The sequence below is a fragment of the Pseudomonadota bacterium genome (genome assembly GCA_016719885.1).
Lineage (GTDB): Bacteria > Pseudomonadota > Gammaproteobacteria.
This window is the reverse complement of the sequence record JADJYF010000005.1, coordinates 318,824-342,537: the sequence shown is the minus strand read 5'-3', so window position 1 is coordinate 342,537 and position 23,714 is coordinate 318,824. Positions and strand designations below refer to the sequence as shown.

Annotated in this window: 20 protein-coding genes; 14 read left to right on the top strand and 6 right to left on the bottom strand. The window is 66.8% G+C overall.

Features of this window, described 5'->3' with window-relative positions; all coding sequences use genetic code 11:
- Positions 1–9: 9 nt before the first annotated feature.
- Positions 10–474 (bottom strand): two pore domain potassium channel family protein, encoded by a 465-nt coding sequence (locus IPM80_07255; GenBank protein ID MBK8958221.1) that lies wholly within the window; start codon positions 472–474, stop codon positions 10–12.
- A gap of 181 nt (positions 475–655) precedes the next feature.
- Here IPM80_07255 and IPM80_07250 point away from each other — a divergent pair, with 181 nt between their 5' ends.
- The gene (locus IPM80_07250) at positions 656–940 is read left to right on the top strand and encodes a hypothetical protein (GenBank protein ID MBK8958220.1); all 285 of its coding nucleotides are present in this window, start codon (positions 656–658) and stop codon (positions 938–940) included.
- 39 nt (positions 941–979) lie between these two features.
- Here the strand turns inward: IPM80_07250 and IPM80_07245 are convergent, their stop codons facing one another.
- Positions 980–1,948, bottom strand: a complete 969-nt coding sequence (locus IPM80_07245; GenBank protein ID MBK8958219.1) for a Gfo/Idh/MocA family oxidoreductase — start codon at positions 1,946–1,948, stop codon at positions 980–982.
- 184 nt (positions 1,949–2,132) lie between these two features.
- On the opposite strand from IPM80_07245, the gene IPM80_07240 reads away from it, so the two are divergent.
- The 11 genes from IPM80_07240 to IPM80_07190 all read left to right on the top strand — a co-directional run bounded on the left by IPM80_07240 (position 2,133) and on the right by IPM80_07190 (position 13,739).
- The gene (locus IPM80_07240) at positions 2,133–3,206 is read left to right on the top strand and encodes a phosphotransferase (protein MBK8958218.1); all 1,074 of its coding nucleotides are present in this window, start codon (positions 2,133–2,135) and stop codon (positions 3,204–3,206) included.
- A gap of 11 nt (positions 3,207–3,217) precedes the next feature.
- The gene (locus IPM80_07235) at positions 3,218–3,901 is read left to right on the top strand and encodes a VOC family protein (GenBank protein MBK8958217.1); all 684 of its coding nucleotides are present in this window, start codon (positions 3,218–3,220) and stop codon (positions 3,899–3,901) included.
- Positions 3,902–4,165: 264 nt separating this feature from the next.
- Complete coding sequence (locus IPM80_07230) at positions 4,166–4,981, top strand: heme-binding protein (protein ID MBK8958216.1); 816 nt, start codon at positions 4,166–4,168, stop codon at positions 4,979–4,981.
- A gap of 258 nt (positions 4,982–5,239) precedes the next feature.
- Positions 5,240–5,785, top strand: coding sequence for a hypothetical protein (locus tag IPM80_07225; GenBank protein ID MBK8958215.1), 546 nt, complete (start codon positions 5,240–5,242; stop codon positions 5,783–5,785).
- A 119-nt stretch (positions 5,786–5,904) separates the two neighbouring features.
- Positions 5,905–6,486 (top strand): C40 family peptidase, encoded by a 582-nt coding sequence (locus tag IPM80_07220; GenBank protein ID MBK8958214.1) that lies wholly within the window; start codon positions 5,905–5,907, stop codon positions 6,484–6,486.
- 104 nt (positions 6,487–6,590) lie between these two features.
- The gene (locus tag IPM80_07215; GenBank protein ID MBK8958213.1) at positions 6,591–7,082 is read left to right on the top strand and encodes a macro domain-containing protein; all 492 of its coding nucleotides are present in this window, start codon (positions 6,591–6,593) and stop codon (positions 7,080–7,082) included.
- 343 nt (positions 7,083–7,425) lie between these two features.
- The gene (locus IPM80_07210) at positions 7,426–8,193 is read left to right on the top strand and encodes a PEP-CTERM sorting domain-containing protein (GenBank protein ID MBK8958212.1); all 768 of its coding nucleotides are present in this window, start codon (positions 7,426–7,428) and stop codon (positions 8,191–8,193) included.
- A gap of 23 nt (positions 8,194–8,216) precedes the next feature.
- Positions 8,217–11,000, top strand: coding sequence for a PEP-CTERM system TPR-repeat protein PrsT (prsT, locus tag IPM80_07205; protein ID MBK8958211.1), 2,784 nt, complete (start codon positions 8,217–8,219; stop codon positions 10,998–11,000).
- Between the two features lie 30 nt (positions 11,001–11,030).
- Positions 11,031–11,564, top strand: coding sequence for a hypothetical protein (locus tag IPM80_07200; protein ID MBK8958210.1), 534 nt, complete (start codon positions 11,031–11,033; stop codon positions 11,562–11,564).
- Positions 11,565–11,704: 140 nt separating this feature from the next.
- The gene (locus IPM80_07195; GenBank protein ID MBK8958209.1) at positions 11,705–13,090 is read left to right on the top strand and encodes a DUF1329 domain-containing protein; all 1,386 of its coding nucleotides are present in this window, start codon (positions 11,705–11,707) and stop codon (positions 13,088–13,090) included.
- 64 nt (positions 13,091–13,154) lie between these two features.
- Complete coding sequence (locus IPM80_07190; protein MBK8958208.1) at positions 13,155–13,739, top strand: c-type cytochrome; 585 nt, start codon at positions 13,155–13,157, stop codon at positions 13,737–13,739.
- A gap of 49 nt (positions 13,740–13,788) precedes the next feature.
- Here the strand turns inward: IPM80_07190 and IPM80_07185 are convergent, their stop codons facing one another.
- The 4 genes from IPM80_07185 to IPM80_07170 form a co-directional block, all read right to left on the bottom strand.
- The gene (locus IPM80_07185; protein ID MBK8958207.1) at positions 13,789–16,011 is read right to left on the bottom strand and encodes a TonB-dependent receptor plug domain-containing protein; all 2,223 of its coding nucleotides are present in this window, start codon (positions 16,009–16,011) and stop codon (positions 13,789–13,791) included.
- 161 nt (positions 16,012–16,172) lie between these two features.
- On the bottom strand, positions 16,173–16,532 hold the full coding sequence (locus tag IPM80_07180) for a hypothetical protein (GenBank protein MBK8958206.1): 360 nt from the start codon (positions 16,530–16,532) through the stop codon (positions 16,173–16,175).
- 112 nt (positions 16,533–16,644) lie between these two features.
- The gene (locus tag IPM80_07175) at positions 16,645–18,438 is read right to left on the bottom strand and encodes an acyl-CoA dehydrogenase C-terminal domain-containing protein (GenBank protein ID MBK8958205.1); all 1,794 of its coding nucleotides are present in this window, start codon (positions 18,436–18,438) and stop codon (positions 16,645–16,647) included.
- 74 nt (positions 18,439–18,512) lie between these two features.
- Positions 18,513–21,104 carry a PAS domain-containing protein gene (locus IPM80_07170; GenBank protein MBK8958204.1) on the bottom strand — a complete coding sequence of 864 codons (2,592 nt, stop codon included), beginning with the start codon at positions 21,102–21,104 and terminating at the stop codon, positions 18,513–18,515.
- A 233-nt stretch (positions 21,105–21,337) separates the two neighbouring features.
- On the opposite strand from IPM80_07170, the gene IPM80_07165 reads away from it, so the two are divergent.
- Complete coding sequence (locus IPM80_07165) at positions 21,338–22,246, top strand: alpha/beta hydrolase (GenBank protein ID MBK8958203.1); 909 nt, start codon at positions 21,338–21,340, stop codon at positions 22,244–22,246.
- Between the two features lie 295 nt (positions 22,247–22,541).
- Positions 22,542–23,708: a hypothetical protein gene (locus IPM80_07160; GenBank protein MBK8958202.1), complete on the top strand. Its 1,167-nt coding sequence runs from the start codon at positions 22,542–22,544 to the stop codon at positions 23,706–23,708.
- Positions 23,709–23,714 lie beyond the last annotated feature (6 nt).

Here is a 23,714-nt window from a genome sequence, read left to right as displayed (position 1 = left end):
GGGCCGTGCCTACTCGCGTCGTTCCAACCAATCGTGTTCGAGCATGCGCAGGCGCGAGGTGACGGACAACAGGAAGGCGGTCGACCATGCCAGCAGGATCACGCCGTTGGCCGCCTCGATGGCCGCCACCAGGCGCCAGCGCGGCGAGATCAGGATGTCGCCGTAGCCGACCGCGGTGAACGTGGTGGTGGAGAAATACAGCGCCGATTCGAAATTCGGCACTTCGCCGAGCACACGAAACAGCGCCGCGTACAGCCAGATATGGATGGTGACCAGCGCGAAAATGCCGAACACCACGAAAATGATCAACACCGCCTGGTGGATGCGGCTCTCGTGCGGACGCAGACGATGGCGCGACTCGCTCATCACGTAGGTCAGCAGCAACAATCCCCAGAAATGAATCATGACCGTGACGGAGACCATCACGCTTGCCAGGCCGAGATTGGATAGCAATTGAATGGTTTGCAGGTTCATAGGGCTTGGGAGACTGGCCGCTTGCCTCTCATGTTAGCGGCAGGAGCGCCGCCGATCGCAGTCCACCACGGCGGCGCTTGAGAGATATCAAGTAAGCGCCCGCCGGGCGGTGCGCGACGGGATGGCCGGCGCGGGACAGGAGTTGCTAGCATGGCGCAACCCGATAGCGCCGGAGTCGCCGATGTCCGCCCTCACCCGTTGTGTGCCCCTGCTGTGCGTGCTGGCCCTGGCTGGCTGTTCGGGGGATCAGCAAAACAAGATCTCGCGCGTCGGCGTGTCGTGGCTGGATGGCGATTACCGTGTGACCTATGCCTTCGGCGAGCACGTCAAGAGCTGGGAAGTCATCGACGGCAAGGTCACCAGCGATTCGCAGAAGGGTTACTACTACTTCTGGGCCACGGTCGACGGCAAGAAAGTCTATGTGCAGACGCCGATCGGGCATACCTATGTCGAGGAGATGCCCTGAGCGCGGCGCGCGGCGCGAATCCATTCGCACACCCACTGCCTACCAACCCCGCGCCGTCGCCACCAGGCTGATATTCGCCACGCCATCGTCACCGGTGGCGAGGCTCACCGCCTTGCCGCGCACCGCCTTGGCGAACAATTCCACTTCGCCGCCATAGGTATCGAAACCCGGCACCGCGATGCTGCGCGCATCCTGGCCCTTCACGCCGCTTTCGAGTTCACCCGGCATGCCGAACAGGCCACCGCGCAGGATGAAATAGCCCTTGGTACCGTAGAACTCCACGCGCGGCGCGCCGCCCGCGGCACCGGTGCAGGCAGTGATGTTGCCGACCGCGCCGTTCTTGAACTCGACGTGGACGGCGGCATGGTCGTCGGTCTTGAACCCCCAGCAGCGGTTGCTCAGCACGCCTCGGGCGCGCACCGCGTCGGCGTGCATGAGCCAGCGCAACACGTCGAGCAGGTGCGTGCCGACATCGCCTATCGCCCAGCCGCCGCTGCGCTTGCGGTTCTGGCGCCATGGCGGTGGCGCGCTGGCATAGGGGTGGTAGACCTGCACGCGCGCTTCCAGCGCGTCGCCGTAACGGCCTTGCGCGATGGCCTTGGCCAGCTGCTGCAGCTGCGGATGGGCGCGGTTGTTGAAGCCGACATGCAACACGCGCCCGGCCTTGTGCGCGGCGCGCGTCATGGCACGGCAATCGGCCACGCTCACCGCCATTGGTTTTTCGCACAACACGTGCTTGCCGGCTTTCAGTGCGGCCACCACCTGCGCGCGATGCAGATCCGGCGGACTCGCCACCCACACCGCGTCGACCTGTGGGTCGGCGAGCATGGCCGCGAGATCGGCATAGGCGCGCTGTACGCCATGACGCCTGGCGAAATTCTCGGCGCCGCGCGCCGTCGACCCCAGCACCGCCACCAGCTGGTTGCCGCGTGCGCGGCCGATGGCAGGCGCGAAGGTGTGATCGGCCCAACCGGAAGACCCGATCATGCCCCAACGAAGATCAGCCATGGATGACTCCTGTACGAATGGATGGTGACGCGTAGTCGATGACGCAGCGGCCGTCGTCCGCATCATGCGTTGAGACTCGCGCACGCGGCAAGCACGCGCCTTTCAATCACTTCGGGCGGTGGTTACAATTCGGCGACGTCGGCGCATGCCATGGTGGCATGCGCGGCGTGGGGAGATGCATGCAATGACACAGCTGCCCGCCGTACCGCGGCACGAGCAGATAAGCGCCGCGTGGCTGTCCGCCGCCTTGCAGAGCAAGGGTATCGATGCGCGGGTGGTCGATTTCACCGTCGAAGGCGTGGGCACCGGCCAGCTCGGCGAAACCAAGCGCTTTCATCTGCGTTACCAGGGCACACCGCCGGCCGGCGCTCCGCGCTCGGTGGTCGGCAAGTTCCAGTCCGACAACGCGGTGGCCGCGACCAGCGGTCGCGACATGGGCTTTTATCGCTCCGAAGTGATGTTCTATCGAGAACTGCGCGATCGCGCGGTGATCAACACGCCCAAGGTGTATGCCGCCGAGTACGACGCCACTGACGGCAGCTTCGTGCTGCTGCTGGAAGACATGGCGCCGGCCACCACCGGCGATCACATGCAGGGCTGCTCGGTGGAGAACGCGCGCAAGGCCCTCAAGGAAGCGGCCATGCTGCACGCCGCATTCTGGAACGACGCGGAACTCGAGCAGCAGCCGTGGCTGTACGTGCCGCCCGGCGCGCAGGGCTTCTACACCACCGAACTGCTGGAATCGTCGTGGGATTATTTCGTCAAGAATTACGCCGCGCAGATGGACCCGGCGGTGATCGAGGTGTGCGAGAAATTCGTCGGCTGTCATGCCGCCTGGAATGCGCCGCGCGCGGCGCCCAAGTGTTTTTCCCATAACGACTTCCGCGTCGACAACATGCTGTTCGGCGGTGAGCGCATCTGCATCGTCGACTGGCAGACCAGCGCCTATCTCGGCACCGGCATGGACGTCGCCTACTTTCTCGGCAGTGCCTTCGACCGCGCCACGCGCAAGGCGGTCGAGCGCGATCTGCTGAAGGAATACCTGGCCGCGCTGCACGCGCGCGGCGTCAAGGATTACGACTTCGATCACCTGATGGCCGACTATCGCCATTACAGCTTCGCGGTACTGGTGGTGGCGATCGCGGCGACCGTGATCGTCAAGAAAACCGAGAGAGGCGATCGCCTGTTCATGAAGATGGTGACCGATGGCGCCTACCAGGCCATCGACAACGACGCCGTCGACGCCCTGCCCGTTTGAGAGGATCCGTCATGCGCCTGGCCAAGCAGCACATCGATATCGGCATGTTCACCAACGACATCGAAGCTCATCGCCGCTTCTGGGGTGACACCTGCGGACTGCGGCTCGATCATGAACTGAGTTTCGGCGACGGCTGGGTGCAACACCGTTACGATGCCCACGACTCGGTGATCAAGGTCAATCAATACCCGACGCCGTTCGAGGCGACGCGCCCCACCGGCTATGCCGGGCTGACCATCGCGCGTGCCGGCCAGCCGGCCTGGCAGGGCGTCAACCCGGGCGGCGAGCCGGTGCGCCTGGTGCCGCCCGGCACCGATGGCGTGGTCGGCATCGGCATCACGGTCAAGACGCCCGATCCGGAGCGCATGATGCGCTTCTACCTCGAAGCGATGGAGTTCGAGCGCGCCGCTCCGCGCGTCGCGCGCTGTGGCGACAGCCTCTTGTTCGTCGAAGAGGGCGAAGGCGGCGGCGAGATCGAGACCTTCGTCGGCCCCAACTTCCGTTATCTGACCGTGCAGATCTTCGATGCCGACGCCGAGTGCGAAGCCATCGCCAGGCGCGGCGGCCACTACGTGCAGAAATGCCAGACCTTCCCCAAGGTCGCGCGCTACGGCTTCATCGCCGACCCCGACGGCAACTGGATAGAGATCTCGGCGCGCGCCTCGCTGACCGGCGTCATGCCGCGCGAGGACTGACAGGCCGGGCGTTGGAGTGCGATGCGAGTCACGCTTGCGCCGCGCGCGCGCCATCGAAAATTCGACGCCTTCACATAATTCGCACGTCGCGCTTCCCTGCGGGGCGCGTGCACACCGATAGTGCGGCCCTCGTGGTCGGCGACGCCGGCCAGCAACGCACAAAACCAAGTCCAATCGCGTGGGAGCTTCCAGATGATCAATAAAACCAAAACCAGCCTGGCCATGGCTATCGCACTGACCCTGGCCACCGGCACCGGCGCGGCGATGGCCGACAGCAAGGGCAAGTCCAAGGGCGATGACCACAAGAACGGCGGCGCGGCCGCGTGCAAGGTGGTGGCCGCCGCGCTCGGCACCACCGTCGGCGGCATCCACGGCGCGCTCAAGACCGCACTCGCCACCGCGGTCGCCGACGAGGCGTCCGGCCTCAACCTCAACATGTGGGCAACGCTCGTCAACCGTGACGGCGTGGTCTGCGCGGTCGCGTTCTCGGGCTCCAATCGCAATTCGCAATGGCCGGGCAGCCGCGTGATCTCGGCGCAGAAAGCCAACACCGCCAACGCTTTCAGCCTCGACACCCTGTCGCTGTCGACCGCCAACCTGTACTCGGCGGTGCAGCCGGGTGGCAGCCTGTTCGGCCTGCAGGAGAGCAACCCGGTCGCCACCGACGTCGCCTACAAGGGCCCGGTCGGTAACTTCGGCAAGAAGAATGACCCGATGGTCGGTGAGCGCCCCGGCGGTGTGAACGTGTTCGGCGGTGGCCTGGCGCTCTACAATGCCAGCCACAGACTGGTCGGCGCTATCGGCCTCAGCGGCGACACCTCGTGCGCCGATCACGCGATAGCCTGGCGTGTGCGCAACAACCTCAAGCTCGACAACCTGGCCGGTGTCGGCGGCGTGGGTCCCGACCCGGATCACATCGACAGCGTGGTGTTCGATATCGACGCGGGCGCCAGCGCCGGCGGCTTCGGTCACCCGGTGTGCATCAACAGCGACAATCTCAGCACGCCCGGCGCACCGGTGGCGGCGAGCAACGCCAGCAGCACCGCCTACGCGGCGACGCTGCCGGCGTCGAATCACTGAGACGGCACTGAAGCCGCCCGCGCGCGCAAAGCGTGCACGGGCGGCGCTCATCCCCCCGCCAAACATCGCGCGCGGCATCGGGCCGCGCGACGCGACGCCGACCACCGTCCCGCTGATTTATTTTCCTGCTGCCGGGTTCTATTCTTCAGGCGTAGCGCGCCCTTGATATGAGGCGCCTGGAGTTGCGGGCTTGGGGCGATTTGTCGCGAACAACGTGCGCTTGCGCGCGCGCCTGATGGACGCCGGCACAGCATGCCGGTGAGTTCACGCCCCCGCTACCTGCCGCTCAAGTTTCTCGCCGCCGGTGTGTTGTCCGGGTTGCTGTGCTGGTTGGGCGGCCTGTTGGCGCCTGAAAACTCCCTGCTGATCAAAATTTATCCCGGCGTGATCTTCGGCTCGGTGCTTTACGCGCTCGGCCGTCACGCCGCTCTCGCACCGCCACGCCGCCACGGCTTGACCTACGCCATCATGGTCCTCTGCAGCATTGCTTCGTGGCGCGCGGCGGTCGACATCGGTTACATGCACGGACGGCCGTGGCCGATGCTGGCGGCCGGCGCCTTGGGTGCCCTGGTGCTGTGCCTCGGTCTCATGTGGGCGTGGGGCTGGCGGCGCCAGATGGCGCTCGCGATGTGCGCCATCGTCGCCACCGGCGCACTGGTGGCGCAGGCCGTGCAGTGGATGTGGGACGCGTGGCCGCACATGGACGAGGCGCTGGAAGCGAGCCTGTTGTTCATCGTGTGGCAGGCGCTGGTCATGCTGTCCATCGCGCTCGGCGTGCCGCCCGCCTTGCGCGCGAGCCCTTGAAGGCCGAAGATCGCGCCGGCAATGCTGCGGCCGGCCTTGCCATGTTCGAGGACAGTTCGAGAGCCGCTACAAGTCGTCGTTCCATCGTCATTTTGACCGCACCCCGTTCCCTTTCGCCGATGGTGTCCGCGCTGCGCGCGCTGGCGCTGGCCTGCATGTTGCTGAGCCTGGTCGGCTGCGGCCTGTTCGGACCGCGGCCCGAAGCCGAGACGCCGCCGGCACCGGCGCCAGTCGTGGAAGCGGCGCCAAGCCCGGCGCCGCCCCCGCGCGACGATGGCGCCTTGCTGCGCGGCCACCTCTACCAGCACTACAAGCTGTGGAAAGGCACACCCTATCGCATGGGCGGTCTGACCACGCGCGGCATCGACTGCTCGGGCTTCGTACTGGTGACCTTCAAGGCCTTGCTCGACACGCGCCTGCCGCGCACGGTCGACGAGCAGGCGACGCTCGGGCGCGGCATCGTCACCGACCAGCTGCGCACCGGCGACCTGGTGTTCTTCAAGACCGGCAGCGCCATGCGACACGTCGGCATCTATCTCGATCACGGTCGCTTCATGCACGCCTCGACGCGCCGCGGCGTGATGATCTCCGCGCTCGATGACGGCTATTGGCGCCAACGCTTCTGGCAAGCACGACGCGTACGCGAACCCTCGATCGCGCGCGACAGCGAGACCACGCTTGCCCCTTCCGCGCGACGCTGAGGGGCCGCCGCGCGGCACGCGTTTTCACTGCCGCAGATCAAGTCCGCGCCACGGCGGCTGTTCGATGATCAATTCATCATCACAGCAACGCACAAGGTATTGGCATGATCTACGAAGTTTCCGGTGACATTCTTCTCAGCAAGGCGCAGGCCATTGCGCACGGAGTCGCGCCCAACGATCCGATGAAGCAGGGATTGGCGTTGGCGCTGCACGAGAAGTTTCCCGCCATGCACAAGGATTTCCACCATTGGTGCAGCCAGAAACATCCGACCCCCGGCAGCGCGTGGGTATGGAGCGGCGCGGGCGGCGTGCGCGTCGTCAACCTGCTGACACAGGACGGCGGCTATGGTCACGGTGCACGTCCGGGCAAAGCGAGTTTGAAACACGTGCGCGATGCACTGCGCGAATTGGCGCAGATTGCGGTAGCGGAAGGCTTCACTTCGCTGGCGTTGCCGCGACTCGCCACCGGCGTCGGCGGCCTGGACTGGCAGGAAGTGCGTCCGGTCATCGAGAACCGCCTGGGCGAACTCGACATCCCGGTCTATCTGTACAGTGAATTCCACGCCGGACAGGCGGCCCGCGAACCCGGTCTGTGACCATCGTCTGAAGACAACTACCGGCAGGCGCATGACGCGCCTGCCGGTCAACGTCATCCCGCCTTCGTGCTCGCGCGCGTTCGACGAGTGCGGATGTCGAGGCGTGAGTCACGAAACGCGCATCCAATTCGAAAGTTCTCACTCGTTTGAGTGTCGCCAAGCCCCATGAGCGATCCACTACAATCGCTACGTAAGGCACGCATTTTCAATGCGAATCTTTCTCGGAGTTCAGCCGGCCCGCAGCCGAGGGAGCTGGCTGGCGCGGGGCGTTCGCAAGTTCGCGCGCCAGGCCATGGTCGTAAGTCGCCTTGCAATCCGACGGTCAGTCACAAGGAAGGGCAACATGATCACCACCCATCGCATCCGTCTCCTGGCGCTCACGCTCAGCATCGCGTCCCTCGCCACGCCCGCCGCGGCGCGCACCATCGATACTCCGACCTTCGGTGTATGGATGGCGCAATGGGCCCAGTACGGCCGACAAAGCGCCGCCGAAAGACTGCCCTGCCTGCGCGCCGACAAGACGAGTTGCAAGGGCGCCTTCTCATCGTCGCTTGCCGCGCGCGCGAGCGGGCCATCCAGCCACGCGGCGAAATCCGCCAAGCCCAAGCGCTACGACCTCAATCGCAAAGGCGCGCAACGCGCCAAGATCACGAACTACACGACATCGACCGCGGCCAACGCCCCCTCCCCGTTCAGCTGGGTGAGTGGCGGCCTCGTGCTGTCCTTCGCCGGTAGCAACAGATTGTTGACGGTCGCTCCCGGCGCCGACCATGAAAGCGCCGGTGTCACCGTGCGGTCGCTGGGCACCTATCTCAAGGACATGCGGCTCCACACCGACGAGCCGACGCCGGTGGTGACCGACGTCGCGGCCGGTGTCGGCAACAACGCCTACGGCGCGCTCTACGACTTCGAAGATGAAGGCGGAGCGGGCGAGAACCAGCGCGGTTTCCAGGAAATCTCGAGCCTGGTCGGCGCGCAAGCCTTGCTGCTGACGTCCGCGGCCGTGCCGGAACCCGGCACGCTGCTGCTGATCGGCGCTGGCCTGCTCGCGCTGCGCCTCGCCACCCAACGCAGGTCACCACGCGGCGCCGGGCTGCCGGGAGCGGTCTGAAACCGCATCGCCACGACGCCTCCGTGCGTCCGCCACGCCGGCCGCTGTTGGCGGCCCTGCTGCTCCTCTCCGTCGCCGCGTTCGCGCAAGACAAGTCCGCACAGCCCTACGAACTCGGCCTCGCCCATCTCAATCGCGGCGAGGTCGCCGCCGCCGTCATCGAATTCCAGCGCGCCGTCAGCGACGACCCGAATCACCTGCCGGCGCGCATCGCGCTCGGTAGTGCGCGGCTGCGCGGCGGCGATGCCGCCGGCGCCGAGAAGGAGCTGCGCGCGGCGCTGGCGCTGGGTGCGGCCGATCACGCGGTGATGACTGAACTCGGCAACGCACTGCTCGCCGAACGCCGTTACGCGTCACTGCTCGATACCGTCAAACAATCGGCGGCGCGCGACCAGCAACGCTTCGAAGTGGCGGTCATGCGCGGGCGCGCGCACTTCGAACTCGGCCATCATGCCGCGGCCAACGAAGAATTCACCCGCGCCGCCGAGCTTGCGCCCGAGCGCGCCGAACCGCTGCTCGGGCTGGCCATGGTGGCCGCGGCCCAGGGGCATTTCGACCAGGCGTTGGCGCGCGTCGGGCGCGCCTTGACGCTGGCCCCGGACAGCGCCGAAGCGTGGTTTCGCAAAGGCGAGATCCTGCGCGAACAGGGTGCGGACGAAGCGGCGCTCGCGGCCTACGACGGCGCCGTGCAGCGCGACGCCGAGGCGCTGCGCGTGCGTCTTGCGCGGGCCGGCGTGAATCTCAAGCTCGGCGCGCGCGAAGCGGCCCTGGCCGACGTCGAGTTCGTGAGGCGCAAGCACCCCGAGGATGTCAGCGCCGCGTTCCTGCGCTGGCAGATCTACCAGCATGCCGGCGACGCCGGCAGCGCCGCCGCGCTGGCCGAAGTCAGCGGCAAACTCAGCCAGTACCCCGATGACACCATCGACGACGAGCCCTTGCTGCTGCGCATCGCCGCGCTCGTCCATTACGCCAATCACGACCTGCAACGCGCCGACAACCACCTCGAACGTTACATCGAGAAACGCCCCAACGACGTGGCGATGCGACGTCTGCGCGGCGAGGTGTTGCTCGCGCTCGGCGACGCGCGCGAAGCAGCTGCCCTGCTGACGCCGCTCGCGCGCCAGGAGCCACGCAAGCTCGACATCCTGCGACCGCTGGGCGAGGCCTACCTCGCCAGCGGGCAGTACGTCGAAGCGGAGAACGTATTCCGTCAGATCCTCGAACTGGCGCCCGACGACGGGCCGGCCGTCACGTCGACGGCGCTGGCGAGGATCGGGCTGGGCAGTGTCGAGCAGGCACAAACGGGGCTCGTGGCCGCCCTCGCCGAACAGCGCGGCGGCCGCGCCGCGCGCGTGCTGCTGACGGTACTGCAGTTGAAGACCGGCGCGTCGCGACAGGCGCTCGCGACCGTCGAAGCGCTGGCCGCCGGTGAGCCCGACAATGCAGCGGTGCAGAACCTGCTGGGCGTGGCGCGCGCCAGCGCGGACGACCAGCAAGGCGCGCGACTAGCCTTCACACGCGCACTCGCGGCGAGCGCGGATTTCGAACCGGCGGCATTCAACCTCGCGCGCATGGAGCTGGCGGCGGGTGACGTCGACAGCGCCCGCACGCGCCTCGAAAGCCTGGTGGCGCGCCATCCGCGCGCGGCCAACGCCTTGCTGGCGCTCGCTGACATCGCGCTTGCCGATGGTGATCGCGCCGCCGCCGTGCGCTGGTTGGAGAAAGCCGTCACGGCCGAGCCCGACGAGCTCGAAGCGGCCGCGCACCTGGTCAAGCTGGAACTGTCACTGGGTCGCTTCGACCAGGCGCTGGGCAGCGCCACGCGCATGGTGGAAGCCCATCCCGAACAGGCGCTCGCGGTCGAAACCCTGGCCAGCGTGCATGCCGCGCGTCACAACAGCAGCCAGGCGCGGCGCCATTACCGCGACGCCGCGCGCTACGCCGGATTCGACGGCGCGCAGCTCATGCGTATCGCGAGCGCCCAGGCGGCGCTGGACGACATCGACGAAGCGCGTCGCACCTTGCGCAAAGCGCGCAGTACCACCGCCGCGCCCGAGGCGCGCAATGCACTCATCCGCTTGGATATAGAGCGCGGTGACTTCAAGCGCGCCAGCGACGCCATCGCGGCGCTCGACGAGGACGGCGGCGACCCGGCGACGGCCTTGCTGCTCGGCGGCGAACTCGAACTCGCGCGCGGCGATGGCAAGGCGGCAGCCAAGGCCTACCGCGCTGCGCAGGCGGCAGCGGCGAGCAGCGCCGGCGTGATGGGTCTCGCCGATGCACTGGTTGCCGACGGCGACCTCGGCGGCGCCGCGCACGAGCTCGAGCTGTGGCTCACCCGGCATGCGGATGACCTCGAGGCCACGCAGGCGCTGGCCCTGCTCTACCTGCGCCTGCAACGCCTGCCGCAAGCGCGCAAGCTGCACGAGCAACTGCTTGCCGAATTACCCGACGACGCCCTCGTCAACGCCAACCTGGCGCGGCTCTACCAGCTCGACGGCGACCAGCGCGCGCGCGCCACCGCCAAACACGCCTTGCAGATCGCGCCCGAATCGCCGCTCGCGCAGGGGACCTTGGGCTGGATCATGGTCACCGAGGGCGATGCCCAAGGCGGGCTCGAACTGTTGCGCAACGCCCTGTCCCGCGACGGCAACCCGCTGACCCGTTTCCACCTTGCCCAGGCCCTGCACGAACTCGGGCGCGGCGCCGAGGCGCGCACGGAGCTGCGCAAGCTGCTCAAGGCCGGCCAGCCCGCCGAGCTGGTGAGCGACGTGCGGCGCTATTACGATGGACTGCCATCACAATAGACGCCGGCTTCCCATCGCAAGCGCCCCACCATGACGCTGGAAACCGTCTACTTCGTGAGTCAGATCGTGGCCGCCGTCGCGATTGTCGCTACGCTGCTGTTCGTCGGACTGCAGCTGCGCCAGAGCGATCGTACGCAGCGCGCGCTGGTGCACCAGGCGACCATCGCGCGCACCATCGAACTCAACCAGCGCCTCACGGACCCGCACATCATCGCGCTGGTCATGAAGGCCCGCGATGCGCGCGCCGAGTGGAGCGCCGATGAAATCTGGCAGATGCGCGCCGTCATCCGCGTGATGGTCCTGCACGTCACCGACATGCAATGGCAGCTGCGCGCCGGCCTGCTCGATGCTTCGACCTTCGACAGCGTGCTGACCGTCACGCGCGGCGTGTTCTCGTTGCCGGGCGTGCGCATCTGCTGGCAGATGATCCTGCCGCGCGTGTCGGCCAGCGATCGGGCGCTGGTCGATTCGTTGCTGTTGAAAGACCAGCCGAGCGGAACCGCCAGCGATCTCGCCGGCCAATGGCAAGCGCTGGCCGCGCGCATGTACCCGCCGTCCGCCTAGTCGCAATTGACAGAACGCCGGCCGCGCCGCAGTTTGTCGGTCACGAGGCGGCGGGCGACTGCGTACGTACAGTGCGCGGCGCCCGCGCTCCGACCCGCGCCGCGAGCGGCGCCGAACCGCGCAACAGGGGAGTTCCAGGCATGCATATCCGCAAGTACGACTTCGATTACAGCCGTCGCTTCTTCATGGACAAGACCGCGCGCGGCATCGGCGGCGCCGGCGTACTGGCCTCGCTGTGGGGCGAGATCTGTGCGGCCGGCGACATCACCAAGGCCTACCCCGAGGAACTGCTGAGCATCGAGGCCTACACCAAGGGCAAGGTCAAACCGGGCGACGTGATGGACGCCGACAGCGTCGACCTCGTGCAGGATCTCATCGACCCCATCCTCTACCAGGAGGTCAAGCAGGACCGCCGCAAGTTCTATATCCAGCCCGAAGAAAACGACGCCACCAAGCTTTTCCCGCCCTTCTTCCTCGACGCCACCATCAAGAACCAGGGCCAGGCAAAGTTCGGCGAAGACGGCAATGTCTATACCCAGGAGGGCAAACCCTGGATCGGCGGCCTGCCCTTCCCCGACGTGCAAAACGGCTTCGAGGCAATCGCCAACATCACCTTGAGCTGGGGCCGCCACGACAAGGCGCTGTACCCCATTCCCGCCGTCACCGTGACCAAGGACGGCGATCCGAAATTCGAATACGACTGGGTGTGGGGCGAACAGCAGTGCGCCGGTCTCGTGCATCCCGACGCGCCCGGCCCCTATTACGAGGGGCGCGAGGATCTCACGCGCATGCAGGTCATCTGGTTCACCTACACGCCAGAGATGAAGGGCACCGCGTTCCTGAGCCATTGGTCCTACGATCAGCACAAGATCCCGGATTTGTGGGGCTACCTGCCGACCGTCAAGCGCGTGCGGCGTTTTCCGGCCGACCAGCGTTTCGAACCCTACATGCCGGGCATGAACCTGTACCTGTCCGACGCCTGGGCGTCGGGCGACCCGATGCTGACCTGGGGCAATTTCAAGATCATCCATCGCGGCCCCATGCTGGGCTCGGTGCATTCGCAATGGCATGCCGACAACGACAACTGGCTGCCGCCGCTGGTCGGCGGCAAGCAGGACAAGACCTACTACTACGTCGGCAAGTCGCTCATTCCGGAAGTCATCGTGTTCGAAGGCGAACCGACCGGCTACCCGCGCGCGCCGGTCAGCAAGCGCCGCATCTACATGGACGCGCGCATGATGGGGCCGGGCATGGCGGTCACCTATGACCGTCGCGGCGATATGTGGAAGGGCTTCGAGGGCGGCGGATCCCAGGCCAAGACCGCGACCCAGCAGCTGAGCGCCAAGGACGGACGGCCCGAATGGAGCTGGTGGTGGGCCACCAGTCACGACGTGCAGCGCAACGACGTGACGCGCTTCCATCACGGCAAGAGCTGTCGCGGCTTCGACGGCGCGGCGCTCGACCCGGACTACGATCTCGTCAAGCAGTACATGACCGAACAGGCCATACGCCGGCTGGGAACCTGACACGGCGTGGCCCGCACGCGGCCCACGGGGTGGCCGAGGCGCGCGTCACTGACGCCAGGATCTGATGACGATCAACGTGGCTTGCGCGACGTCGCGGACACAATGGCCCTGGTCGCACCGGGAGATGGAAGCCATGACCGTGTTTCGCAATCTGCTGCCCTTGATAGCCGTCGTCGCGCTGAACCTCTGCTCGTACAACGCCGCGGCAGGCGGCGAGGAAGTTGGCACCTCGCCACCGACCGACGCCACCTCGGCCGCTTCCGAGGCCGCTGCGCCCGGTTCTTCGTCGGCAAGCGCGCCGGCGTACACCGTGCAATGCCCGGCGGGCGCCGGCGCCGCCGAGCAATGCCAGGTCGACAAGGACACCTACATCGGCTGGCGCACGTTCTCGGCGCAGTGCCAGGTCTGCCATGGCGGTAGTGGCCTCGGTTCGACCTTTGCGCCCAATCTGCTCGAGCGCCTGCAACAGGGCGTCGACCATGCGCGTTTCGTCGAGGTGGTGACCAACGGGTTTCGCGGTCAGGTCGGGGCCATGCCGGCCTGGAAGGGCAATCCGAACGTCATGCCCCACGTCGACCAGTTGTATCGCTATCTGCAAGCGCGCGCGGCCGGCGCTCTGCCGCCAGGGCGGCCGGCGCGGCTGCCCTGAGCAAGCGGTTCGCCAACGCTGACCACGCGCTGGCGTAGCGCCATCGGCCTCAAAAACGCAGGCTGACAGCGGTGTAGACGGAGCGCCCCATGCCCGGCACGGCAATGCCATGCGCGACACCATTGCCAGCCATGGTCATGCCCTGGCCGACATATGCCCCGCCAAGCGGCAGGGCATAGCGCTTGTCGAGCAGGTTCTCGATGCCGGCGTCGAGCCGCAATTGCCGCCAGTCGAAACTGGCCCGCAGATGCAGCAAAGCATAGCCGGCGGTGTGTATTTCGTTGCGCACATCCGACACGTCGTCCTTGGCGTCGACCAGCTCGCTTTCCAACATCCCTTGCCAGCCGCCGCGCCGATGCACCAGGCGCAGGCGCGCGTTGAGCGGCATGATGTTGTACAGCCCGTCACCGGTCTCGGCATTGCGTCCATCGACGTAGGCAAGCAAGGCCTCCAGCCTTACGGCGCCCAGTCTTGCGCTCTCGATCAGCGGCGCCGACCCGGATACATCCACGCCGACCAGGCGCGCGTCTTCATTCACATAGCGCAGGAACACGAACTGGCCGCTCGCCGTGCGATTGCCCGGCCCGCAACTCATCATGTTCACCGATTGGCAGCGCTCGGCATCGATGTAGTCCTCGACATAGGTGAAGTACGGCGTGACGCGCACTTGCCAACCATCGGCGCGCGGCGCATGCCAGTCGGCGCTGGCGCTCAGCGTATGCGCGGTTTCGGTGTCGAGATCAATGTCACCGACATAGCCATTACCGTCGCCTGCCGTATTGACCATGATCATCGACATGCCGCTGGTCGACCAGCTGTAGCGCTCGTAGAGATTCGGCGAGCGGTTCTTCCGCGCGTAGCCGAATTCGTAGCGCTGCGCCGCGTCCGGTGTGAAGCGCGCCAGCGCGGTGAGGTCGACATTGTCGTCGCTGCGCTTGCGATCGCGGGCATTGAAGGCGGTCGCTTCGGTGCGATAGTTGTGCATGCCCATACCATCGTGATTGGAGTAACCGTGCACGTCGCCGCTGTTCATGCGCACGGCGCCGTAGCGGATACCGAGTTGGCTGGACCAACGCGCGGTCCAGGCCGCCTCCCATTCCACGTAGGTGTCGTAGCGGTCGCGCCGGCCGTCGTTGATATTGAGAAACGTGTCGGGCGCCATCATGCCCAGGCCGCCACGATCGGAGCCGGACGCCGGCCAGTAGTCGTCGAGCCGGTAGCGCTGCAGTTCGAAGCCGACGCGCAGGATGTCGCGCGCAGTGGGTACCACGTCGGCCTTGATCACCCAGCCGACATTGCGACCGTCGGTTTCCATCGGCATGCCCGGCGCATCGCCATAGAAGAACTGCTTGTCATCGCCGAAGTTCATGCCGTGGCGGGTGTGCTCGTAATAGAGCCGCGATTCGAGCGTGCCCCAGCCGTAGGCGCCCTGGTAGCGCAGTTTGAACAGGTCGCTCTGGTTGGACGTCATGTCCATGCGCTGGTTGGCGTAACCCTGCTCGGGGATGAACTGGTAGCGATAGGTGAAATCGAGCAGGTGATTGTCCCGCCGCCAGGCCAGCACCAAAGCCTGGTTGGTGGTTTCGTAGTAACTCGAACCGACCTCGTCGCCGTCGAGGTGACGGCGCCCCATGGCGGCCGGCCCGGCCGGCTTGAAATCGCCGCCGGCCTCGTAGTTGTCGGCCTGGGCGAGCGCGCCACTGTAGCGCAGGCTGAATTGCGCATCGGCGACCGCGGCGCTGACGTTACCGCCATGGGCATCGCCGTTGCTGCGGTAGAAGCCACCGGTCGCGCCGCTGAACACCACGCCGGCGTCCGGCGCGGCGAACGATGGCGCCAGCGTTTCGAGCACGAGCGTGCCGCCGATGCTGTCGCCACCGAAGCTCACCGGCGTGATGCCGGCAAACACCCGCGCCGCGCTCACCGCCGGCGCAGGCAGGTAGGACAGTGGTGCATTCATGTGATTGGCACAGGACGAGACGAGGTCCACGCCATCGACCAAGGTGCGCAGCCGATCGTCGGCCAGGCCATGCACGACCGGCAAACCGGACACCCCGCCCGCCGCGCGCGAATACAGGCCCGGCACGTCGCGCAGCAGGCTGGTGGTGTCACTGCTGCTGGCACGCGCCGCATCGAGCGCGTCACTGGACATCACACCCGCCGGCGACGGCAGGCTCTCGATACGGCTACCACTGACGATGATCTGTTCGATGGTGCGCGGTGGCGCCGTGGTCTGCGCCTCGGCCGCGCAACTGGCGGCGTACAATGCCATGGACGTTGCGGCGAGTCGTTGGCCGCGTCGTGATTGGGATGATCTCACCCGCTATGCTCCTGGTCTGTCACCCGTCCGGTACGGGACAGTGCAATGTTAGCGAGCAAGCGTAGCGAGTCCGATGCGGCAATTTGTCGCAGCGCGGTAGCGCGTGCGCGAGATCAGTGCTTGGTTGATGCGGTGGATGGCTCCTCTGCCGGCAACACGTAATGCCTATTGCCGTTGTCGTAGCGACTGACCTTGAGCGTCACCCGCGCGCCTTTGTCGAGTTTGCGATTGCGGAACACACGCACCTGGCCGCCGTCATCCAAGCTCACGAGGTAAGCGTGCTTGTAGACTTCACTCACCACGCCGCTCGCCTCACCCTGCGTCTCGACTTCGCCCGGCGCGCCGCCCATCTGCCACCACAGCATGACCAGCAGCGGCGCGATGGCGAACAGGGCGAGACGCGCGAGGCGGTTGCCGAGCAGCGCCGCCAGCCAAGGGACGAAGTCGTGCCGGCGCGACTCGGATGGCGGCATGCGCTCGCTCCCCTGTAGGTGCGAATTCATTCGCACACTGATTCGAGATTTCATCTCCGTGGCGCGCCATTCAATGTGCGAATGAATTCGCACCTACCGGGGTCAGCCTGGTTCAGAAAGCCTCGGCCGCCAGCGCCATGAGGTTGTCGGCGCCAGCTTCCACGCGCGCGCGGTGCACCGAACTCTCGGGCAGCATGTGCGAGAAGAAGTAGCGCGCGGTGGCGAGCTTGTTACGGTAGAACTCGCTGTCATCGGCGCCGCGCGCCAGGGCCGCCTGCGCGGCCAGCGCAATCTGCCCCCACATGTGGCCGAACATCACCAACGCCATGAGATGCAGATACGGCACGGCGGCCGCGCCGGCGTTGTCCGGCTTCATCATGGCGTTGCGCATCAGCCAGCCGGTGGCGCTGTTGAGGTCGGCCTGCGCGCAGCCGAGCGCCGCCACCATCGGGCCGAGCAGTTCGTCGTCCTTGTGCGCGGCGATGAAGTCGCTGACGATTTTCATGTAGGTGCGCAGCGCGCGTCCGCCGTTGGCCGGCAGTTTGCGACCGACCAGGTCCAGCGCCTGGATGCCGTTGGTGCCTTCGTAGATCATGGCGATGCGCGCATCGCGCACGAATTGCTCCATGCCCCATTCACGGATGTAGCCGTGCCCGCCAAAGCACTGCTGGGCGTTGGTCGCGTTCTCATAGCCCTTGTCGGTGAAATAACCCTTGATGACCGGGGTCAGGAGACCGATAAGGTCGTCGGCCTCGGTGCGCGCCTGCTCGGTCTCGGCGAGATGCGTGAGGTCGACCTGCAGCGCGCCCCACAGCGCCAACGCCCGCGCACCTTCATTGAAGGCGCGCGCATTCATCAGCATGCGACGCACGTCGGCATGCACGATGATGGGGTCGGCCTTGCCATCGGCGTTCTTGGGGCCCGACAGCGCACGGCCTTGCAGGCGATCGCGCGCGTAGTTGGCGGCGTTCTGGCACGCCACCTCCGACACCGCCAGGCCCTGCACCCCCACGCCGAGGCGCGCGGCGTTCATCATGATGAACATCGCGCGCATGCCTTTTTCCTTCTCACCGATGAGATAGCCGGTGGCGCCGTCGTAATTCAACACGCAGGTGGCGTTGCCGTGGATGCCCATCTTCTCCTCTATCGAGCCGCAGGACACGGCATTGCGCGCGCCCGGCGTGCCGTCGGCGTTGAGCAGGAACTTCGGCACGATGAACAGCGAGATGCCGCGCACGCTGTCCGGCGAATCGGGCATCTTGGCGAGCACCAGGTGGATGATGTTCTCGCTCATGTCGTGCTCGCCGGCGGATATGAAAATCTTGGTGCCGGTGATGCGATAGCTGCCGTCGGCCTGCGGCTCGGCGCGGGTGCGCAGCAGGCCGAGGTCGGTGCCGCAATGGGGTTCGGTGAGATTCATGGTGCCGGTCCACACGCCTTCCACCATGTTCGGCAGATAGGTGTCCTGCTGCTCGCGCGAACCCACCGCGCGAATCGCAGCCATCGCGCCCAAGGTCAGGCCGGGATACATGGCGAATGCCATGTTGGACGAAATGAGATATTCCTCGAAGGCGTTGGCGATGACGTGCGGCAGCCCCTGGCCGCCGAATTCGGTCGGCGCCGCGAGTCCCATCCAGCCGCCGGCACAGAACTGCTGATAGGCGTCCTTGAAGCCGGGCGGCGTGGTTACGCTGCCGTCGGCGTGACGCGTACAGCCGACTTCGTCACCCACCTGGTTGAGCGGCTGCAACACTTCTTCGACGAACTTCGCGCCCTGCTCGAGGATGGCGGCGACGAGATCGGGCGTTGCATCGGCAAAGCCCGGCAGGTGAGCGTAATCGGCGATGCGAATGACTTCATTGAGCACGAAGCGGGTGTCAGCGACGGGAGCCTTGTAACTGGGCATGGGCGAATCCTTGGGCTTGCGCGAAGGTTGACGATGGCGGCCGTGGCCATTCTGGCATTGTTCACGGCGCGGCGTTAAGCAATGACGTGCGCGGTGTGCACGGCGGCATTGAGCGCCGCCAACACCTCCGCCGAGTTCACCGGCTTTTTGAAACATTGACGCACGCCGAGTTCAGCGATGGCGTGGCTGTCGAAGGCCGTGAGGTTGCCGGACAACAGGAACACCGGCAGGTCGGCGCGGCGCTCCAGCATGGCCTGCGCGAGTTGTTCGCCGCTGACGTGCGGCATGGTCAGGTCGCTCAGCACGGCATTGATGTCCTGCGGCGCGGCGCGGAAGCGCTCGAGCGCGAGGCGACTGTCGTTGAACACGCTGACCCGGTAGCCTTCGCTTTCCAGGAGCTCACGCCAGTACCGCCCGAGCGGCAATTCGTCGTCCACCACCATCACGTGCGCGCCCTGCGGCGCCGGTTCTGGCGTGGCGCCGGGGCGCGGCGCCGCGGCTTGCGCTTCGACGCCCGCCGCCACCGCGACCCTGGGCAAGCGCACGCGCACCAGCGTGCCTGCCGGTATGGCATTGCAGATCTGGATGTGGCCACCGGCCTTGTGCACGATGCCGTGCACCAGCGCCAGGCCGAGACCGGTGCCCTTGCCGACTTCCTTGGTGGTGAAGAACGGCTCGAAAATGGTCGGCAACAGGTTCGGCGGTATGCCGCTGCCACTGTCGCCGATCGCGAGTTCGATGAAGTCGCCCGCGTAATCGACCAGGCAGGCGCTGCAGGCATCGCGCGCGATCGAAACTTCGCGCAGCGCGACGTCGATATGGCCGGTGCCGACGATGGCATCACGCGCGTTGATCACGAGGTTCATGAGCAATTGCTCGATTTCCACCGCGTCGCAGGTGACGCCGCCCGCGAAGGAATCGAAGGTGGTGTGCATTTCGATGGTCGAAGGAATGGCCGAGCGCAGCAGTTGCAGCGCGTTCTCGACCACCGGGCGCGGCGCAATGGCGATCGGCGCGGCGTTCGCCGGCGCGACGCGCCCGCGACTGAACACCAGCATCTTGCTGACCAGGTCGCGCCCGCGCAGGGCCGCGGTGCGCACCGCGTCCAGGTATTGTTCGAGCTTGTCGTCGGGCAGCTTGGCGACGTGCACGAGCGCGAGTTCGGTATAGCCGAGCACGGTGGCGAGCAGGTTGTTGAAGTCGTGCGAGATGCCGCCGGTCAACTGGCCGATGGCCTCGAGCTTCTGCATGTGCGCGACCTGTTCGCGCAGGCGCGCCTGCTCGGCTTCGCCGGCCACGCGCGCCGAAATGTCGCGCATCGCCATCAGCACACCGAACTCGCCGACGCGCCGCACTTCGAAGCGAATGATGCTGAGCTCAATCGGAAAGCGGCGATCGTCGGCGGCGCGCGCGGTGGTCACGCACTGCACATGGCCGTCACGCAGCACCGCCTTGAGCAAGGTTTGCTGCTGCTCGCGCGCGTCGTCGACGAGCAGTTCGGCCAGCGACATGCGCACCAGGCGCGCGCGCTCGTAGCCGAACATGCGCAGCGCTTCGGCGTTCACTTCGGTGAAGCCGTAGGTGCCGCCGTCCACGGCCAGGTCGCCGATCAGCACCGCGTCCTGGCCAATCTCGAACAGCGTGCGAAACAGCGCCTCGCTTTCCTGCAATGAGCGTTCAGCCTCGCGCCGCCGGTTGATGTCGCGCGCGATGCCTATCGAACCCACGCAGCGGCCGCTGGCGTCCATCACCGGCGATTTGCTCACCAGCACCCAGCCGGCGGTGCTGGGCGGCGGCCAGTGCTCTTCCTGTTCGATGGCCTGCAAGGTGTCGATGACGCGTTGGTCCTCGGCCCGCCACTCGGCGGCGATGGCGTGGTCGAACAGTTCCTCGTCGGTGCGACCGATGATCTGTTCGCGCGTCAGGCGCGTCAGATTCAGAAAAGGCTCGTTGCAATCGATGTAGCGCCCTTCACGGTCCTTGCGCCACACCGGGTCGTGCAGTTGATCGCTCAAGGTGCGGTACTCGTCACGCGCGTCGCGCTCGCGCCGCAGCGCGGCCTCCGCGTGCTGGCGCGAGCGATGCAGCGCGCGGCTGACCAGCGACACCACCACGCCGCTCGCCGCCAGCACGAACAGCTGGAAGTGGAAAATGCGCATGTCGAACGGCTCGGCGATATCGCCGCGCGCGACGATCAGCGCCTGGCCCAGCACCGTCAAGGCAGTGGCCAGCACGCCCGGCCCGGCGCCACCCAGCAGCGCCGACAGCGCGATGGGCAGCATGAACAGGATCAGCATCGGCCGCGCCAGCGGAATTTCCATGGCGAAGCGCAGCAGGAAGGTCAGGCCGGTCAACAGCACCGCCAGCACGTAGCCCTGCACGGGCACGAAGGGCGCGGCGCTGGCCGAATCGGCGAGGCCGCTGTCGGCCGGCATGCCGCTGTTCGATGTACCCTGGCGGGCCACCAGCGAGAGGGCCAGGTAGAGGAAGAAGGACGAGAAAGTGACGAACACCAGGCCTTTGACGGTGGCGAGGTAGGTCATCTCGCCGATATTGCCGAGCAAGCCCAGCAACTGGTCAGACACCACGATCCACAGCCCGGCCACCAGGCAATAGCCCAACACCAGGCGCGCGATCAGACGGCGCGTGCTTTCTCGCAAATCCATGTCCCAGCCCCCACGGCAAACGCCACGTCCGCAAGCCAACCCTCGTGCTGCCGCGGCTGCCGCCAGGGCGAGTCTCGCACGCACGGGACGCGCGCTCCACCCGTAAACTCACCGCGCTTGTCCACGGTCAAGGCCGGCGCCGACGCGGCCCACCTCCCCGGACGCGGGTTCACCCGCCGCCGCCTTCGGCCTTATATTTCCGGGCCACCATTCATCTAGCAGGGGAACCGAGCATGGCCAGTCCGCAAGCCGCCGCCATAGACAACTTGTTCGACAGCTTTGTCGCCGCGCTGACCGCCAACCCGGCGATGGGCATCGACGAATTGCGCGACATGCTGGAGAAGTGCGGCGATCTCGCCGCCGACCCGGGCGGCGTGGATTACCTGGAGGCCGATGCCAATGGCACGCCGTGCCTGTGGGCAGTGCCCAAGGGCGCCGCCCAGGACCGCGTGCTGCTCAGCCTGCACGGCGGTGGCTGCGTCACCGGCTCGCGTTTTTCCCATCGCAAGATGTTCGCCCACATCGCCAAGGCGGTCGGCTGCCGGGCGCTGATCGTCGATTACGGACGCGCCCCCGAGCACCAGCATCCCTCGCAGGTCAACGAAGGCGTGAAGGTCTACGAATGGCTGCTGGCGCAGGGCATCAAGCCCGCCCACATCGCCACCGTCGGCGATTCGGCCGGCGGCAACCTGTGCACGACCGTGGTGCTCGGCATCAAGGCCCGCGGGCTTGCCCTGCCGGCGGCCGTCATGCCGCTCTCGCCCTGGTATGACATGGAAGGCAGCGGCGCCTCGTTCGAGACCAATGCCAAGGTCGACCGGCTGGTGTCCAAGGACATGTCGGTCGGCATGTCGCAGCTCTACATCGGCGCGACCTCGCCGCGTGACCCGCTGGTCAACCCGCTGTTTGCCGATTTCAGCGGCTTTCCGCCGACCTACATCCAGGTCGGCGGCTACGAAGCGCTGCTGGACGATTCGCTGCGTGTCGCCGAGCGCGCCAAGGCCGCTGGCGTCGAAGTTCGCTGCGACGTGTTCCCCGAGATGCAGCACGTGTTCCAGTTCATGGCCGGCCGTGCACCGGAAGCGGACGACGCCATCGCCAAGCTCGCCGCCTGGGTCAAACCCAAGCTCGGACTCGCCTGAGCCGCCGCGCCGCGGGTGGGCCACGCCGGCCTGCCCGCGGCCTCCCGTCGCCACTGTCCACTCCATCGCCGTAGCCGCCGACGCCGGCGCGGCGCGACGACACCGCGCGCCTCCTGCCGTAATCACCGCGATAAATCGCTTGCTTCGCTCAAGGGCCAGGCCGGCGCTGCCGATACCTCGGAACGAGAGGGCCTCGGCGCCCGAACATTTCGATTGAAACGATCATTCGCGGGTATCTCCCCTCGTGCCGCGGCCCTTTGAAGCGGCGCCCGGGGATCCCGAACAAGAGAACATCATGCCCGAATCAAGCAACCCCACCTGGTATTCAACGGCGCTGGCGGTGATCGCCACCGGCGCGATGGCAAGCCTCGGCAGCATCAGCCTCGCCCATGGCGTGGTCGGTGTCGCGCTGATGGCGGCAGGCGTGATGTGCGACCGCCGCAGCCACCAACAAGCCGTGGCCCGCGCAGCCGACTTCAAGGCGCAACTGGCGGCCAACGCCAGTGGCATCGCCGCGCAGAGCGCGGCCTGCGACGCGCGCTTCGCCACGCTCGGTGAGCAGGTGCTGCCGGCCTGGTGCGCGCTTCTCGATAGTGCCCGCGAACAGGTGGACAGCACGGTCGCGCACCTCGGCCGCGACTTTGCCTGCATCGTCGAGCGTCTGGACGAGGCGGTGGCGTCCTCCTATCGCAGCGCCGGACTCGAGGGCGGCGCGCACGGCCGATCCGACGAAGGCCTGCGCCACACCGTGGCGGCCAGCGAAGCGCGCCTGGCCTCGGTGGGCGAGATCCTGACCAACACCCTCAACGACAAGGACCGGCTGATGGCGGAGAGTCAGCGTCTCGTGCAGTTCACCGCCGAATTGCAGCAAATGGCGACCGACGTTGCCAGCATCGCCGATCAGACCAATCTGCTGGCCCTCAATGCCGCCATCGAAGCGGCGCGCGCCGGCGATGCCGGTCGCGGCTTCGCGGTGGTCGCCGACGAAGTGCGCACGCTGTCGACGCGTTCGGGCGAGATTGGCAAGAACATCAGCCAGAAGATCGATTTCATCAATCGCGGCATCCGCGAGTCCTCGGCCATGGTCGAGAGCGCCGCCGAGCGCGATGCGCAGGCGCGCGTCGAATGCGAGAACCAGATCTCGGGCGTGGTCACCGACTTCAAGTCGGCGATGGACAGCTTGAACACCTCCGGCGCCGAGCTGCGCGCGGAGTCCGTCGCTATCAAGGACGCGGTGGCCGCCGCCCTCGAACAGCTGCGCTTCCAGGATCGCATCAACCCGCTGCTGATGCAGGTCGGTGACAACATCGCCACGCTGCGCGCCCAGTTGCAGCAGGGCCATGCGCCGACGGCCGCCGACTTGTCGCGCCTGGTGGCGACGCTCGAGTGCTACACCAGCGACGACGATCGTGCCGGCCACGGCCCGCGCGCCGCCGGCGGCGACGACAGCACCTTGTTCTGAGATCGG